Genomic DNA, 14,922 nt, shown 5'->3' with positions numbered 1-14,922 from the left:
GGCAGAGGCCGGCCGAGAGGAGGGGCGACGGCTATTCCGACAGGCGGCGGCGCAGGAAGTCGAGGGACTGGCGGAGCAGACGGGACACGTGCATCTGGGACAGGCCGATCCGCTCGGCGATCTCGGACTGGGTCAGGTTGCCGTAGAAGCGGAGCGACAGGATCCGCTGCTCGCGCTCCGGCAGCCGGCCGATGAGCGTGTGCAGCGACTCCCGGAAGTCGACCAGGCCGAACTCGGGCTCCTCCTCGCCGACGGCGTCGAGGAGCGTCGTCTCGTCGTCGACGTCGCCGGCCGGGGTGTCCAGCGACATCGGCCGGTACGCGTGCGTCGCGCCGATGACCTCGATGATCTGCTCCTCGTCGACCACCAGGTGGTTGGCGATGTCGGTGACGGTCGGGGAGCGGCCCAGCGACTGGGTGAGGTCGTCGCGCGCCTTGTTGACGGCCAGCCGCAGCTCCTGGAGGCGCCGGGGCAGGCGGATGCCCCAGGTGCGGTCGCGGAAGTACCGCTTGATCTCCCCGATGATCGTGGGCGTGGCATAGGTGCCGAACTCGATGCCCCGGGTCGGGTCGAAACCGTCGACCGCCTTCACCAGCCCGAGGGACGCCACCTGGATCAGGTCGTTGACCGGCTCGCCGGAGGCGCCGAAGCGCCGCGCGAGCCGCTGCGCCGCCGGAAGGCACATCTCGATGACCTGGTCCCGGGCGCGCTGGCGGGCCGGGTCCGCGGGGTCCATCGCGTGGAGCCGCGCGAGCAGGTCGGTGACCTCGGCGGGCCAGTGGCCGTGGGAGAGGTGCAGCGTGTCGAGGTCGATCTCCTGCCGGTCCCGGTCGGCGACCGGCCAGTGCACGTTGTCGTACGCGTGGAGCTGCTTCGCGACGCCGGAGATCTCCAGCGCGGTGAGCGCGGCGCCGCGGGCACCGGCGAGGCGAACGTCGGCATCAAGCTGCTCGCCGCGCCGCTGGAGGTAGAGCAGGACCTTGATGGCGGCCGCGTCGAGCAGCCGCAGCCGGGACAGCTCGACGGTCACGTGGCGGTCGCCCGCGTCGAAGCGGTCGAACACGAGCTGGCGCACGTAGGGCACGGAGCCGTAGTCGAGGGAGCCCGTCAGCTCGACGAGACTGCGGTCTCCCCGTCTCGACAGGGTGATCGTCAGGTCCATGTCGCCCCCTCCCGGCCCCCCGACCGAGCCTACGGCGATTCCGCCGCTGCCGCTGTGGGCGCGGTCGATCTGCTGTCCCCGGAGAGCTCCATGACCAGGATCACCCCGATCACCCCTGCGGATGCACTCGTCAGGGGACTGCACACGATCCGGAGTCGCACCGTGCGCCCGCGGCGGTTGACCGCGGACTGCTCCGTCTCCTCACGAGCCGATCTGCCGCTGAGCACGTCGCGAATCGGCGGCCGGAGCTGGGCGGTCGAAAGTCCGATGTCGATGTTGAGGAAGTGCTGACCCACCGCCTCGTCCGAGCGTAGCCCCCACAGATCCTCGGCGCGACGGTTCCAGACCAGGATCTGCATTTCCCGGTTGAGCACCACCACACCGGCCTGGAGGCTGGTCAGGATGGCCTCCATGAACGAGTTGGTGTCGTTGAGCTCGGCGGTGCGCTCACGCAGCTCGTCGTTGATGCTCTGCAGTTCGTCGTTGGTCGACTGCAGCTCCTCGTTCATGGTCTCGAGCTCTTCGTTGGTCGACTGGAGCTCCTCGTTCGTCGTCTCCAGTTCCTCGACCGTCGACTGGAGCTCCTCGTTGGTGGTCTCCAGCTCCTCGTTGGTGGACTGGAGCTCCTCGTAGGCGGTCTCCAACTGTCGGTTGGCGTGCTCCAGTTCGTCCTGCAGGCGCCGCGCGGCGGTCATGTCCTGGAAGATGATGACCACGCCGAGCAGCCCCGCGTCGCCGTCGACGAGCGGATTGACCTGGATGTTGAGGAACAGTGTCTCGCCCGGCGCGGTGGCGAACTCGACGTTGTCGACCTTCACGACCCGGCGCTCCACCTGCGCCTGCTCGATGTACCCGCGCAGCTCGACGGGGCGGTACGAGAGGTCGAGGTCGCGGAAGGGCCGGCCGATGTCCCGGGACGCCACCCCGAACAGGGTCTCGGCGTGCCGGTTGGTGAGCGCGACCAGGCCGTCGACGGTGACCACGACCTGCGCCACCGGGCTGGCCAGGAACGCCTCGCTGCGCAGCCGGTCGAGGCCGAACAGCTCGGTCCGCTGCGCCGGCTGGGGCGCCTCCGACAAATAGCCGTTGCCGTTGACCACCGTCCGGGCGACCTTGCGGAACATCCGCCGCTTCAGGTCGATCGGGGTGAAGAGGGTGGCGTGGCTGAGCAGCATCTCGGCCTTGCCCAGGAAGAGCACGCCACCGGGGGAGAGCGCGAAGTGGAACCGGGACAGGATGCGGGTTTGCGTCTCGGCGTTGAAGTACATCAGCGTGTTGCGGCAGACCAGCAGGTCGATGCGCGAGATCGGAGCGTCCTGGACCAGGTCGTTGCGCCCGAAGATGACGGATCGCCGCAGGTCCTTGCGGAACGTGTACCGGCCGGCGGTCGACTCGAAGTACCGCTCGATCAGCTCGTGCGGGACGGCCTGGAGGTCCCGGTCGAAATACGTGGCCTGCCGCGCGTGGGCGAGTCCCTCCTCGTCGACGTCGGTCGCGTAGATCTTCACCCGGTCGCGGAACTTCTCGGGGCCGAGGATCTCGGCCAGGACGATGGCGAGTGTGTAGGCCTCCTCGCCCGAGGCGCAACCGGCGCTCCACACGCGGAACGGGCCGTCGTGCTCGCCGATCATGCGGGGGAGCACCTCACGGCTCAGCGCCGACCAGGCGTCCGGGTCGCGGAAGAAGCCGGTCACGTTGATCAGGATGGTGTTGAACAGCGCGGTGAACTCGTCCGGATGGACCTGGAGGTAGTCGAGGTAGTCGCTGTAGTCGGCGAGGTTCACCTGGGACATGCGGCGGTCGACCCGTCGCATCAGGCTGGAGCGTTTGTATCCGGTGAAGTCGAAGCCGCGGGCCTCTTTGAGGTAGACGAGCAACGCCTCGAAGTCCGGATTCATGTCGGTCACCGCTATGTGTCCTCCCGCGCACTGTCAGCCCGATACGCTACCGCTCCGGGCCGAAGTCGCAGCGTCGCCCACACCACCTTTCCGTCCGTGGTCTTGACGAAACCCCAGGCGGACGCGAGGCCCTCCACGATGAGCAGTCCCCGGCCGGACTCCAGGTCGTCGTCGGCCGTGACCCGGCGGGGGAGTTCGGGGCTGTCGTCGCGGACGGCGATGTGCAGGTAGTGCTGGCGCAGTGCGAGCGAGACGCGGACCCGCGTGCCGGCGTGCTCGACCGCGTTGGCCACCAGCTCGGTCGTGATCAGCGCGGCCTGGTCCTCCAGCCGCCGGATGCGCCAGCGCGCACACGAGCGGTCGACGAGCTTCCGCGCCGCCGCGGTCGCCGCCGGTACGGGCGACAGCACGGCCTCGACCCGCCGCGGCCCCGGCCGCCGGGCGTGCGCGGCGAGCGCGTCGTCCAGGCACGGAAAGACCGGCACCTGCCGGCCGATCGTCATCGTCTCGAGATGCCGGGCGAACGTCGGCGACGGCCCGAAGAGCACGACCGGGATGCCCGCATCGGCGGCCTGCCGGGCCAGCATCGGGAACGCGGCCAGCGTGATGTCGTCGAGCACCTCGACCCCGCTGACGTCGACCAGCACCAGCTCCGGATGGTCGGTCAGCGCCTTGTGCACCGCATCGCGCAGTTCCGGGACGCTGCCGTAGGTCAGCAGGCCGACCGGCCGGACGACCGTGACCGGGAAGTCCGGCTCGTGGAAACAGACCAGCTCGGTCATGGAGCGTCAGCCACCCGGGTCTTGTCGTCGAGATCGCCGAACTGCTCGATCAGCTTGCGGATCACCCGTCCGGCGGCCTCGGCGTCCTCGCTGACCTCGGCGTACCGCACGGCGGTCGACAGGCTGCCCCGGAACCGCGCCGACTCGGCCATCCGGCGGCTCAACGCCGCCTTCTCCTCGAGGCCGTGCAGCGCCATCCACAGGGCGCTCTCCTGCGCCTCGCCCTGCTCGTCGAGCAGAGCGGCCGACGTCCAGGCGTGGCCGACCCGGCAACGGAACCGGGGGGCGTGCTCGCCGGGCAGTTCGAAGAGCGCGCCGTGACAGTCCGGGCAGGCGAGGCCGGCGGGAATCCCGCCGGCCGCACCGGCGGTGCGGTTTTCCATCGTCGCCATGGCGTCCTGCGCGTCCACCCGGGCGTCGTCCACGGCGGCGACCGGTACGGGGCCGACCATGCCGGCGACCAGTCCGCCGAGCACGAGACCCATCTGCCGGCACGGCACGGCACGGGCGGCCGGCACCAGCTCCATCGCCTGGAGCGGCATCGACCGGTAGAGCGCCTCCTCCGGATCCTGCACCAGCGCGAGGCCGCCGTGCCGTGCGATGGTCGCCAGGCCGAACGCCCCGTCGTCCCGGCTCCCCGACAGGACGACGCCGACGACGGAGGAGCCCCAGGCCCGGGCCGCGGAGCGGAACAGCGGGTCGGCCGCCGGCCGGTGGCCGCTCTCCGCCGGGCCCCGGGAGAGCCGCAGCCGCTCGTCGTCCACCAGCACGTGGAAGTTGGGCGGCGCGACGTAGATCCGGCCGGCCACCAGTGCGCGGCCCGCCTCGGCGTGTGCCGCCGGGAGCGGGCCGGACCGGCCGAGGATGTGCGGGAGCGTGCTGATGCCCGACCGCGGCACGTGCAGCACCACGCACACGGCCGCTTGGAGATCGGCGGGGAGCCCGGCCGCGAAGGTCCTCAGCGCTTCCACGCCGCCGGCGGAGGCCCCCACCACGACGAGACCTTTCAGCCCGGCCATGCTCCGACTTTACGCCGACCCGGGTCGGCCGGACCGAACGATTCGGCGTGCCGACAGCGGTCATGCTGGTGGTCCGTTCGGGGGCGCCGGTCGATCGGCCACCCGTCTGCCACCGCGGGAAAGACGGGCCGCGCCCTCCGCCGGCGGAAGGCGCGGCCCGCGCTGCTCAGACGCGGGCGCCGCCGCCCTGGGAGAGGGCGTAGGCGAACCGCTCGTCGGCCTTCGCCAGCTAGCGCCCGAGCTCGGCACGGTCCGCCGCCGCCCGGCCCGACTCCCAGCCCTCGCGGCTGTCGACCCGGCTGCCCCGCCCGCGCACCGTTCGCGGGAACACCCGCCGCATCGTCTCGCGGACCTGCTCGTCGCGGGACCGCAGCACCGGCAGCAGGTCGGCGTGCTCGGCGACGGCCGCCGCCGACAGTTCGGCCGCCGCGCGGGTCAGCCGCTCGCCGATCCGTACCGCGAACGCGACCAGGAACGACTGGCGAAACGACTTCAGCCGGGCCCGCCCGGCCTTCCCGCCCGGCGGTTCGCCGCGGGCCATCGCCCGGTTGGCCTGGACGAGCAGCGACGTGTACAGCAGGTCGACCGCGTCGATGTCGGCGTCGAACCCGAACACGGTCGAGAACCCGTGGTCCGGTGACCACACGGCATGGCAGCGGTTCGCCTCGGCGACGGCGCTCAGCAGCGAGGCCTTCTCGCTCTCGTACGGGTGGTCGACGCCGATGCGGCGGGCGAAGGGCACCACGGCGGCCGTGCCGGCGGTGCCGGTGAGCGCCTCGTCGATGCTGTGCCGGGTGATGAGCTCCTGGGCCTTGGCCGTGTACGTCTCCGCCTCGGCGGGGAACGTCGTCGACTCCGCCTTCGCCAGCAGCGCCCGGACCCGGTCGAGCAGCCGCGGATCCACCCGCCCGGCCGCCACGGGGTCCACCCGCGGCGCTGTCCCCGGCGGCGGTACGAGCACCTCGATCGCCGGCAACGCGGCGAGCACGCCGAGCAGGGTCAGCAGGTCGTCGAGGACCGGCACCCGGCCGGCCCGGCGGCGGGCGGCCAGCTCCGCGACGTACGAACCGTCGGAGCCCCACCAGACGGCCGCATCCAGCGCGTCGGCCTGCGCGAGCCAGCGCTCGTCCACGGCCCGCCGGGGAAACTCCCGCAGGTGCGCGGCGACCGCGTCGACCACGGGCCCGCCCAGCGACGGCCGGCCCCGCCGCACGGCCGCGCGGTGCAGCTCGGCCGGCTGCCAGCCGCCCGTCCACAGCCGAGCGGTGGCCTCCAGCAGCGCGCCGAACAGCGCCGGGTCGGCCTCGGCGGGCGGCGCCACGGTCAGCGCGTCGAGCCCGGCCTCGTAGTCCCCGCCGCCGCGGACCACACCGTCGATCAGCTCCCGCACCGTCGTCACGCGGCAAGGCTACGCACCCGTGGACGACGGCCCGGCGTGTCGGTGGTCACCCGGCGTGGGTCAGGCGGGGCGCGGGACGCTCGCGTAGGCCATCTCCTTGAACCAGCCGGGCAGCGCCCGCCGCAGCGGCGCCGGGCCGTCGATCGCCACGTCGCCGCGGCGCAGCGCGTCGGACCACCGGCGGTTGCCGAGCCACACGTCGATCAGGCCGCGCAGGTCGGCGGTCACCCGCACGGTCACCTCGTGCCCCGGGTCGGTGTCGCAGACGTCCGCCTCCGCGGCGGTGAGCACGAGCCACCAGTGCCGCGCCTGCGGCTCCGCGTGCGGGAACCGGAACGACACCACCGTGCGCCCCGGCGGCAGCGCGGCGTGGTCGACGTTGCGGCGCATGTCCCACAGCAGCAGCTTCGGGTCGAGGTCGCGGTCGCCGAGCTCGCCGATCCAGCGCACGCCCCAGTTGCCGATGGCCGCGACGATCGGCTCCAGTTCCTGGCCGGCGGGGGTCAGCTCGTACCGCACCTCGGCACCCTCCGGGCGGCGCTCGACGATGCCGGCGTTGACGAGTTGCTGGAGCCGCTTGGACAGCAGCGTCGGTGACATGCGGGGCAGGCCCCGGCGCAGGTCGTTGAAGTGCCGGCTGCCGGCGATCAGCTCGCGGACGACCAGCATCGTCCACCGTTCGTCGAGCAGCTCCATGGCCTTCGCGACCGGGCAGAACTGGTAGTACGACGCGCCCATGAGCCGACGGTAGACCTCGGTACAGATGTTGTACTAGGCGCTGCCCAGTCGGGTTTCTAGCGTCGGAAGCATGGACGAGGTGAAACTGAGGCACCGGGCGATGTGGGCACTGGGTGACTACCCCGCGGTCGCCACCGAGATCATCCCGGAACTGGGCACGACACTGGTCAAGGCGTGCGGCGTCGGCGCGGGGCAACGTGTGCTGGACGTCGCCGCGGGGTCGGGGAACGCGGCCGTCCCGGCGGCACTGGCCGGCGCGCGGGTGACCGCGAGCGACCTGACACCCGAGCTGCTGGCGGCGGGCCGGGCCGCGGCGCCCGTCCCGCTGGAGTGGGTCGAGGGTGACGCCGAGGCGCTGCCGTTCCCCGACGCGTCGTACGACGTCGTCATGTCGTGCGTCGGCGTCATGTTCGCCCCGCGGCACCGGGCGACGGCGGACGAGCTGGTGCGGGTGTGCCGACCCGGCGGGACGATCGGCCTGATCAACTGGACGCCGTCGGGCTTCGTCGGCCGGATGCTCGCGGCGATGAAGCCCTACGCGCCGCCTCCGCCGCCCGGGGCGCAGCCGCCGCCGCTGTGGGGTGACGAGGCCCATGTGCGGTCGCTGTTCGGCGACCGGGTCACCGACGTGGTGGCCGAGCGCCACACGGTCCACGTCGACTTCCCGGACGGGGCCTCGTTCCGGGACTACTTCAAGCGCAACTACGGGCCGACGATCGTCACCTACCGGAACCTGGCCGACCGGCCGGACGACGCGGCCGCGCTGGACCGCGCCCTGGCCGACCTGGGCGACGCCGGCGGCGCGGACTGGGAGTACCTCCTCTTCACCGCCCGCGTCAGGGGCTGATGACGTCCGGCACGAGCGCGGTGCCCGCTCCGGTGGTCGCGCCGCCGTGGAGCTATGATTCGACGGTCGAACTATTCGTCTGTCGAAGGAAGCGTGATGGGTGCTCGTGTGGCGGCCCTGGTCACCAGCCGGCTCGGCGCGATCCTGATCCTGCTCGTGGCCGTCGGCCTCACCGCGCTGGTGTTCCTCACCTCGCCGGAGCAACCGGCCAGGGACGCCACCGACGGGCTGCCCGCCGGCAAGCAGTCGACCCGGGTCGCCGAGCTGACCGGCCGGTTCCCCAGCGGCCGCGCGCAGGCCCTGATCGTCGTGTTCGAGCGGGCGGACGGCACCCTGACCGACGCGGACCGGGCGGCGGTCGCGAGGACGGCCGAGGCGCTCGGCGGGCACCTGCCGCCGCCGATCCCCGCCGCGGACGGGCGGGCGGTCCTGCTGACCGTCCCGCTCGGCGGCGGCCTCGACGACGCCGCCACGACGCGGGCGGTCGACCGGGTCCGCGCGAGCGTCCACGACTCCGGGCCCGGCTCGGCCCTGCCGCCCGGGCTGACCGCGCACGTCACCGGCGGACCCGCGTTCGGCCGGGACATCGCCGCCGCCTTCGAGGGCGCCGACGTGACCCTGCTGATCGCGACGGCGAGCGTGGTCGCCGTCCTGCTGCTCGTCACGTACCGCAGCCCGATCCTGTGGATCGTGCCGCTCGTCGTCATCGGCGTGGGCGACCAGGTCGTGGCGAAGCTGCTGCCGTGGGTGGCCGAGCTGGCCGGCGAGCGCACCGACGCCTCGGTCAGCGGCATCGTCTCGGTGCTGGTGTTCGGCGCCGGCACCGACTATGCGCTGCTGCTCATCGCGCGCTACCGCGAGGAACTGCGCCGCACCGGGTCGCGGCGGGATGCGATGGCCGACGCGCTGCGCGGCGCCGCGCCGGCGATCGTCGCCAGCGCCGCGACCGTGATCCTCGCGCTGCTCACCCTGCTCGCCGCGGTCCTGACCGGCAACCGCACCCTCGGCGTCTCCGCCGCGATCGGCGTGGCCGTCGCGCTGGTCTTCGGGCTGGTGGTGCTCCCGGCCGCGCTGGTCAGCCTGCCCCGGGGCGTCTTCTGGCCGTTCGTGCCGAAGCTGGGCAGCGACGACCCGACCACCCGCGGCGTGTGGTCCCGCGTCGCCCGCGCCGTCGGCCGGCACCCGGTGCGGGTGCTCGCCGGCGCGTCACTCGCCCTCGCCGCGCTCACGCTCGGGCTGCTCGGCACCTCCGTCGGCCTGTCGCAGACCGAGCAGTTCCGGACCGAGGTCGAGTCGGTCAGCGGGCAGGAGGCGCTCGCCCGGCACTTCCCGGCCGGCGCGTCCCAGCCGGTCACCGTCGTCGTCGCCGCCGGCGCCTCCGAACGGGCCCGCACGGCGCTGCCCGGTGTCGAAGGCGTCGCCGCCGTCGGCGAGCCCGAGCGCTCCGACGACGGGCACCTGGTGAAGTTCCGCGTCGAGCTCACCGATGGCTCGGGGACCACCGCGGCCGACGACACGGTGCGCCGCCTGCGCACCACCCTCGCCGGGGTGCCGGGGGCGCTCGTCGGCGGCGCGCCCGCGGCCGACCTCGACGAGCGCGACGCCGACGTGCGGGACGACACGGTGGTCGTACCGCTGGTGCTGCTGGTCGTCCTCGTGGTGCTCGTCGTGCTCCTGCGCTCCCTGGTGGCGCCGGTGCTGCTGCTCGTGACCGTCGTCGTCAGCTACACGGCGAGCCTCGGCGCGGCGAGCGTGCTGCTGGAGCACGTGCTGGGCATCCCGGCGCTCGACGCGGCCGTGCCGCTGCTGAGCTTCCTCTTCCTCGTCGCGCTCGGCGTCGACTACAACATCTTCCTGATCACCCGGGCCCGGGAGGAGACCGCCGAACGCGGCGACACCCGGGCCGGCGTCGTGCGGGCGCTCGCCGCCACCGGCGGGGTCATCACCTCGGCCGGCATCCTGCTGGCCGCGGTCTTCACGGTGCTCGGCGTGCTCCCGGTGATCGTGCTGACCCAGATCGGCGTCATCGTCGGCATCGGCGTCGTGCTCGACACCCTGCTCGTGCGCACCGTCGTCGTGCCGGCCATCGCGCTGCTGCTGGGCGAGCGGTTCTGGTGGCCGGCCCGCCCGGCCGCGCGGGCCGTGCCGGCTGCCGCACCGGAGGCGGTCCGCTCGGCCGGCGGATGACGTCGGGCCGGTCACCCGGGCGGAGCGCACCGCAGCCGAGCCGGCGACAGCCCCCGGCGGGGTCTCACCGCCACATCGGGTACATGCTCGGGCCGTCGGGGATGTGGATGGGCTCACGCGGCCGGTAGCCGTGCCGCTCGTACAACCCCCGGTTGCGCGGGTTGGTCGCCTCCAGGTAGGCCGGGACGCCCAGCTCGTCGAGGTGGGCGTGGCGGTGCCGCAGCAGGGCGCTGCCCAGGCCCTCGCCCTGCCGGTCCGGATGCACCGCGAGGAAGGCCAGATAGTGGTGCGGCCGGCCGGTGGGGTGGCTGTTGTGCATGGCCAGGTCGAGTCGGACGAACCGGCCGACGGCCGGCCCGCAGACCGTCGCGAGCCGCTCGTCGTAACCGGGGATGTCGAGGTCGAGACGCTGGTCGACGGGCCACCACAGGGCGACGGCGTCGAGGTCGCCGGTGGTCTCGACCAGACCGTGAGCGAGGAAGAACTCGGCGAAGATGCGGAAGTAGCCGGCGTAGACCGTCCGGCGGGTGGCCCGGTCGGGGACCAGCCAACCGGAGAGGTCGCCGTCGAGGAACGCCTCCGCCAGGATTCCGGTCACCGCGCCGAGGTCGCCCGGGCCGGCGGTGCGGACGCTCATCGCCCGGCTCCGCCGACCCGCACCGGCATGGTGAAGGACATCGCGGTCGCGCTGTCGGCGCCGAGCCCGATCGTCGCGTACCGCCGCGGCGACCGTGCCCGCAGCAGGAGCGCCCACGCCATGCCGAGCACCGCGGCCGCGCCGTAGAGGGCGGGCAGGACGATCGGCCACGGCGAGGCGGGGTCGGTGATGCCGAGCAGGACGTCGAACTGGGTGAGGGTCAGCCACAGCACGTACGTCAGGGCGGCCACGGCCACGGCGGGTGCGATCGCACGGGACCACAGCCCGGTGCCGGCGCGGTTGCCGGGATGGGCGAAGAACGCGACGACGGCGACGGAGGTCGCGGTCATGAGGATGAGCACCCCCAGGCCGCCGAGGACGCCGAGCCAGAAGAACAGGTGGACGATCGGATCCAGCCCGTTGGCGGCGTACACGGCGAGGACGACCCCGGCGACGGCGGTCTGGGTAAGCGAGCCCCAGATCGGAGCGTTGGTACGGGCACCGGTGGCGCCGAGCCAGGCGGGCAGGACCCGCTCGCGGCCGAGGGCGAAGCTGTAGCGGGCGACGGTGTTGTGGAACGCCAGCAGCGCCGCGAACAGGCTCGTCACGAACAGGACGTGTCCCACGTCGAGCCAGGCCCGGTGCAGGTACGGCGCGACGAGCGTGAACATCAGCTCGGTGCCGTCCGCCCTCGCCCGGTCGACGACGCCGGCCGGGCCGGTGGCCACGGACATGGCCCACGCGCTCGCGGCGTAGAGCAGCCCGATGACGAGCAGCGCCAGGTAGGTCGCGCGGGGCACCGTGCGGTGGGGGTCCTTGGTCTCCTCGGCGTAGACGGCGGTGGCCTCGAAACCGACGAAGCCGGCGATCGCCGTGGCGAGTCCGGCACCGATGCCCGTCTCGAACAGCCAGGACGGTGCCAGGGTGTCGAACGTGACCGTGCCGCCCGCCGGGTGCGCCACCTCGACCACGCCGTAGGCGATCGCGATGGCGATCTCCGCGACCAGCAGTACGGCGAGGACCCGGCCGTTGACGTCGACCCGCAGCACCCCGAGGACACCGATGACCGCCCAGGCGGCGAACGAGCACAGCCACCACGGCAGGTCGACGCCGGCCCGGTCGTCGAGGAGGCCGGCCAGGACGGCGCCGAAGCCGCCGTACAACCCGATCTGCATGGTGTTGTATGCGAGCTGCGCCACGAGCGCCGCGCCGACACCCGGCACGCGGCCGAGGCCCTGGGCGATGTACGAGTAGAACGCGCCGGCGTTGACGATCCGGCGGCTCATGGCGGTGTAGCCGACGGAGAACAGGGCGAGGACGGCCGCGACGGCGAGGTAGGCGACCGGGATGCCGATCACCCCGGTCACCGCCCAGCCGGTCGTCGCACCACCGGCCACCGCTGTCAGCGGGGCGGCCGCGGCGAGCACGAAGAACACCACGGCGGGCACACCGAGCCGGTTGCGGGCCAGCGTGCTGGCCACGATGTCGGTACGGTCGCCGTGTCTCGATCGGGACATTCCATCTCCTGTCGCGGTTCGGGGGTTATCGCGGGGCCAGAACGGCATGACCGACGGCGGTCTCGCACTGCTTGACGAGGGCGTGCAGGGCCGGGTGCAGGGCCGCCACCACGTCGGGCAGGATCGCCCGGCCGGCGACGGAGATCTCGGGGTCCCAGAGGACGTGCGGGATCAGCCCGGTCACCCACACCAGCCCGACCAGGAAGCCGTCGGCCTGGCACAACGGCGTCTCGGTGTTCAGCAGCCGCTCCAGCCGGATCGACTCCCAGGCGGCCTCGTTGACGTCCGCGGGGACGAGCACCCGCCGGGTGCCGATCAGCCGCCGCTGCCGGATCACCTCGAGCCGCCGGCTCAACTGGAGCCGCTGCGCCACCCGGTCGGCCGCCTCCTCGGCGAGGAACGCCAGCCAGGTGGCCGGGTCGCGGTGCTGCGGCTGGGCGAGCAGCAGGGCCAGCGTCGAGTGCAGCAACGGATCGCGGGGCGGCTCCAGCCGCAGGGCGCGGACGCCCCGGTCGTCGACGGTGAGGCTGCCGGTCAGGACCAACTCGCCGAGCAGCGCCGCGCCCAGGCCGATCCCGATGATCCGTGGATGCAGCCGCCGCCGGCCGACCATGTGCTCGTGTGCGATGAAGTAGTACGCGTCGGCGGGGGAAAGCCGCGGATCAAGCGGTGACATCGTCGTCCCTCGGGGCTGGGAAGATGGACGTAGCCTGCCGTGATGCCTTGCGAGCGCTCAGTTGCTGGTGCGATCGTCGCGCTTGAATGTGCTGGTAGCAAATCCTGAGGGCCATAGGGCCATATACGCACTCAAGTCGATCGGCCGAGGCGCTCACCTGTGCCGCCCCCTGGTCCGCGACATCTCGGCGTGCGCGCGCGCCGAAGCCCGGTTGAGGCGGCTGCCTCAACCGGGCTTCGCGGCTGGTTGGTGCGAGGTTAGATGAGCCAGCGGTTGCGCTGGACGATGGGCAGCTTGGCCCAGTGGCGGCCGAGACCCCAGGTGTGGCCGGCGTAGGCGAGGGCCAGGACGATGGGGAGGGCGGCGGCGTAGATGATGTGGTAGTCGATGAGGGGGTTGGTGGAGCCGGCGGGGGTGCCTTTGGCGGTGTGTTGGGCGAGGGGGTATCCGGCGAGCCACATGCCGGCCATACATGAGGGTGCGAATTGTGGGCCGCGAGATCGCGTCAGGTCCCAGTCCGAGGTCGCGCACGTGCGTGCTCCCTCCGCGGCACTACTGGCGACGGCGAATCTTCCGAAGCGCGAGCAATACAACCCCACCGGCCCCGATCGAGGAGCACAGAACAAGGGCCAGCACGAGCAGCACATAAGACCCGTCCAGCGTTCGCATGTCCGCAGTGTAGGTCCGCGGAGCGATCCCGTCGCGCAGGCTTCCGACCCTCTCGATGCGAACTGTCGGTCTGATGGTCCCGTGATGGCCGGTCCGAGGTCGGCCGGTGTGTTTCAGTCCGGCGTCGTCCGGTCCGGTGGCGTCGGCCGCAGTACGTTGCTGCCTGTACAGGAGTGGCGGACAGCCCCGGTGGGCGTGTTCGTGGCGACCATGTCGGCGAACAGCCGGTCATACGTCTCGCCCTCGTCGACGGCGAACCCGCGTAGCGCGTCGACGGCGGCGATTCTTCTCATCGGTTCACCCGCTGAAGGTACTGCTGCTGGTTGGCGAGAAAGCCGTCGGCGAACAGCATCCTCGGCGCGAAGATCGCTGTGACGGTGAGTCGTGGCGTGGATTCCTCGATGTCCTGTTTGAGCAGTGAATGTGTCCCATCGGGATAGTGCTGCACGGTGAGGTTGGGCACGAGCCGCCGGTATGCCGCTTCGGCGTCGGCCACATCGACGTTGAGGTCGTGCCCGGCGAGGATGAGCAGCACCGGTATGCCGTGCATGGCCTTGAGATCCGCCGTCGCGTCGGAGGTGAAGTTCTTCAGGATGAACGCCCACCGTTGCGGTGTGATGTCCTCGTCCTCGGGCACGGGCGCTCCCTGACGCAGCAACGTGATCCGCCTCTCCCGCCGTTGCAAGGCTTCATCCATTTCGGACTGGGTGGCGCCGTCCGCCCGCATCTGGGCGAGCAGGTTGTAGCGGCCCTGCTGGAGCCAGTTGATCGCGGTGGAAACGGCGATCATGAACCGCAGACTCGGGTCGGTCGAGGCGACCTTAGGCATGACCCAGCCGGCCTGGCTGGCGCCCCACAGGCCGATACGCTTGGCGTCGATGTCGGGGCGCTGCCGGGCCCAGGCGATCGCGTGGCGCACTTCGTCGGCGCGGTCGTCCATGCTCTGGTCGAGCCAGCCGACGGGCTTGTCCCAGGACAGCGAGGCGTAGCCGGCGCGGGCGAACGATTCCCACATCGGGCGGTAGAAGCCGTCGTGGGTGGCGTCGATCTCGCCGTCGCCGTGAACGAACACGACCAGCCCGAACGGGCCGTCGCCGCTGTCCGGCAGGGCGAGCACGCCGTCGAGACCGTGGACGCTGACCTTCTCCTCGCGGATGTCGTAGCTGTTCTGCCAGATCACGACGGCACCAAGGGCGGAGATCGTCAGCAGGACGGCGATCAGGATCTTCAGCTTCACAGGGTCAACCTATCGCTAGCAAAACGATCGTTTCAAGAACGAACGTAATGCCATCGTGAGGTGATTGCCGCGCGAGTTCTGGTACGGGTGATGGTTCGCGAGCGCATCAGGACATCGACGCTCCATATCGGACACCGAACGATGGAACATCATT

At 72.1% G+C, this 14,922-nt stretch carries 14 protein-coding genes; 2 read left to right on the top strand and 12 right to left on the bottom strand.

Annotation, left to right across the window (positions count from 1 at the left end; genetic code table 11):
• Positions 1-31: 31 nt before the first annotated feature.
• The 6 genes from Drose_RS28710 to Drose_RS28685 form a co-directional block, all read right to left on the bottom strand.
• Complete coding sequence (locus tag Drose_RS28710; RefSeq protein WP_260724415.1) at positions 32-1,162, bottom strand: SigB/SigF/SigG family RNA polymerase sigma factor; 1,131 nt, start codon at positions 1,160-1,162, stop codon at positions 32-34.
• Between the two features lie 29 nt (positions 1,163-1,191).
• Entirely contained in the window at positions 1,192-3,060 is a 1,869-nt protein-coding gene (locus Drose_RS28705) for a CheR family methyltransferase (protein ID WP_260729837.1), read from the bottom strand.
• An 11-nt stretch (positions 3,061-3,071) separates the two neighbouring features.
• Positions 3,072-3,842 carry an STAS domain-containing protein gene (locus Drose_RS28700; protein ID WP_260724414.1) on the bottom strand — a complete coding sequence of 257 codons (771 nt, stop codon included), beginning with the start codon at positions 3,840-3,842 and terminating at the stop codon, positions 3,072-3,074.
• On the bottom strand, positions 3,839-4,861 hold the full coding sequence (locus Drose_RS28695) for a chemotaxis protein CheB (RefSeq protein WP_260724413.1): 1,023 nt from the start codon (positions 4,859-4,861) through the stop codon (positions 3,839-3,841). The genes Drose_RS28700 and Drose_RS28695 overlap by 4 nt, the downstream gene beginning before the upstream one ends.
• A gap of 229 nt (positions 4,862-5,090) precedes the next feature.
• Complete coding sequence (locus tag Drose_RS28690; protein WP_260724412.1) at positions 5,091-6,260, bottom strand: DUF2786 domain-containing protein; 1,170 nt, start codon at positions 6,258-6,260, stop codon at positions 5,091-5,093.
• Positions 6,261-6,320: 60 nt separating this feature from the next.
• On the bottom strand, positions 6,321-6,998 hold the full coding sequence (locus Drose_RS28685) for a winged helix-turn-helix transcriptional regulator (RefSeq protein WP_260724411.1): 678 nt from the start codon (positions 6,996-6,998) through the stop codon (positions 6,321-6,323).
• A gap of 70 nt (positions 6,999-7,068) precedes the next feature.
• Between Drose_RS28685 and Drose_RS28680 the strand changes: the two genes are divergently transcribed.
• Together Drose_RS28680 and Drose_RS28675 are read left to right on the top strand one after the other, a co-directional pair.
• Positions 7,069-7,845, top strand: a complete 777-nt coding sequence (locus tag Drose_RS28680; protein ID WP_260724410.1) for a class I SAM-dependent methyltransferase — start codon at positions 7,069-7,071, stop codon at positions 7,843-7,845.
• 96 nt (positions 7,846-7,941) lie between these two features.
• Positions 7,942-10,032, top strand: coding sequence for an MMPL family transporter (locus Drose_RS28675; protein ID WP_260724409.1), 2,091 nt, complete (start codon positions 7,942-7,944; stop codon positions 10,030-10,032).
• A gap of 64 nt (positions 10,033-10,096) precedes the next feature.
• Here Drose_RS28675 and Drose_RS28670 read toward each other — a convergent pair whose 3' ends face one another.
• The 6 genes from Drose_RS28670 to Drose_RS28645 all read right to left on the bottom strand — a co-directional run bounded on the left by Drose_RS28670 (position 10,097) and on the right by Drose_RS28645 (position 14,768).
• Positions 10,097-10,669, bottom strand: a complete 573-nt coding sequence (locus Drose_RS28670) for a GNAT family N-acetyltransferase (protein ID WP_260724408.1) — start codon at positions 10,667-10,669, stop codon at positions 10,097-10,099.
• Positions 10,666-12,186: an APC family permease gene (locus tag Drose_RS28665; protein WP_260724407.1), complete on the bottom strand. Its 1,521-nt coding sequence runs from the start codon at positions 12,184-12,186 to the stop codon at positions 10,666-10,668. The genes Drose_RS28670 and Drose_RS28665 overlap by 4 nt, the downstream gene beginning before the upstream one ends.
• Before the next feature lie 25 nt (positions 12,187-12,211).
• Positions 12,212-12,862, bottom strand: coding sequence for a GOLPH3/VPS74 family protein (locus Drose_RS28660; protein ID WP_260724406.1), 651 nt, complete (start codon positions 12,860-12,862; stop codon positions 12,212-12,214).
• Positions 12,863-13,119: 257 nt separating this feature from the next.
• The gene (locus Drose_RS28655) at positions 13,120-13,332 is read right to left on the bottom strand and encodes a hypothetical protein (protein ID WP_260729976.1); all 213 of its coding nucleotides are present in this window, start codon (positions 13,330-13,332) and stop codon (positions 13,120-13,122) included.
• A gap of 312 nt (positions 13,333-13,644) precedes the next feature.
• Positions 13,645-13,824, bottom strand: a complete 180-nt coding sequence (locus Drose_RS28650) for a hypothetical protein (RefSeq protein ID WP_260724405.1) — start codon at positions 13,822-13,824, stop codon at positions 13,645-13,647.
• Positions 13,821-14,768 (bottom strand): alpha/beta hydrolase family protein, encoded by a 948-nt coding sequence (locus tag Drose_RS28645; protein ID WP_260724404.1) that lies wholly within the window; start codon positions 14,766-14,768, stop codon positions 13,821-13,823. The genes Drose_RS28650 and Drose_RS28645 overlap by 4 nt, the downstream gene beginning before the upstream one ends.
• Positions 14,769-14,922 lie beyond the last annotated feature (154 nt).

Source organism: Dactylosporangium roseum, assembly GCF_025264685.1.
Lineage (GTDB): Bacteria > Actinomycetota > Actinomycetes > Mycobacteriales > Micromonosporaceae > Dactylosporangium > Dactylosporangium roseum.
The sequence above is the reverse complement of the archived record's forward strand: the minus strand, read 5'-3'. Positions and strand labels throughout refer to the sequence as shown.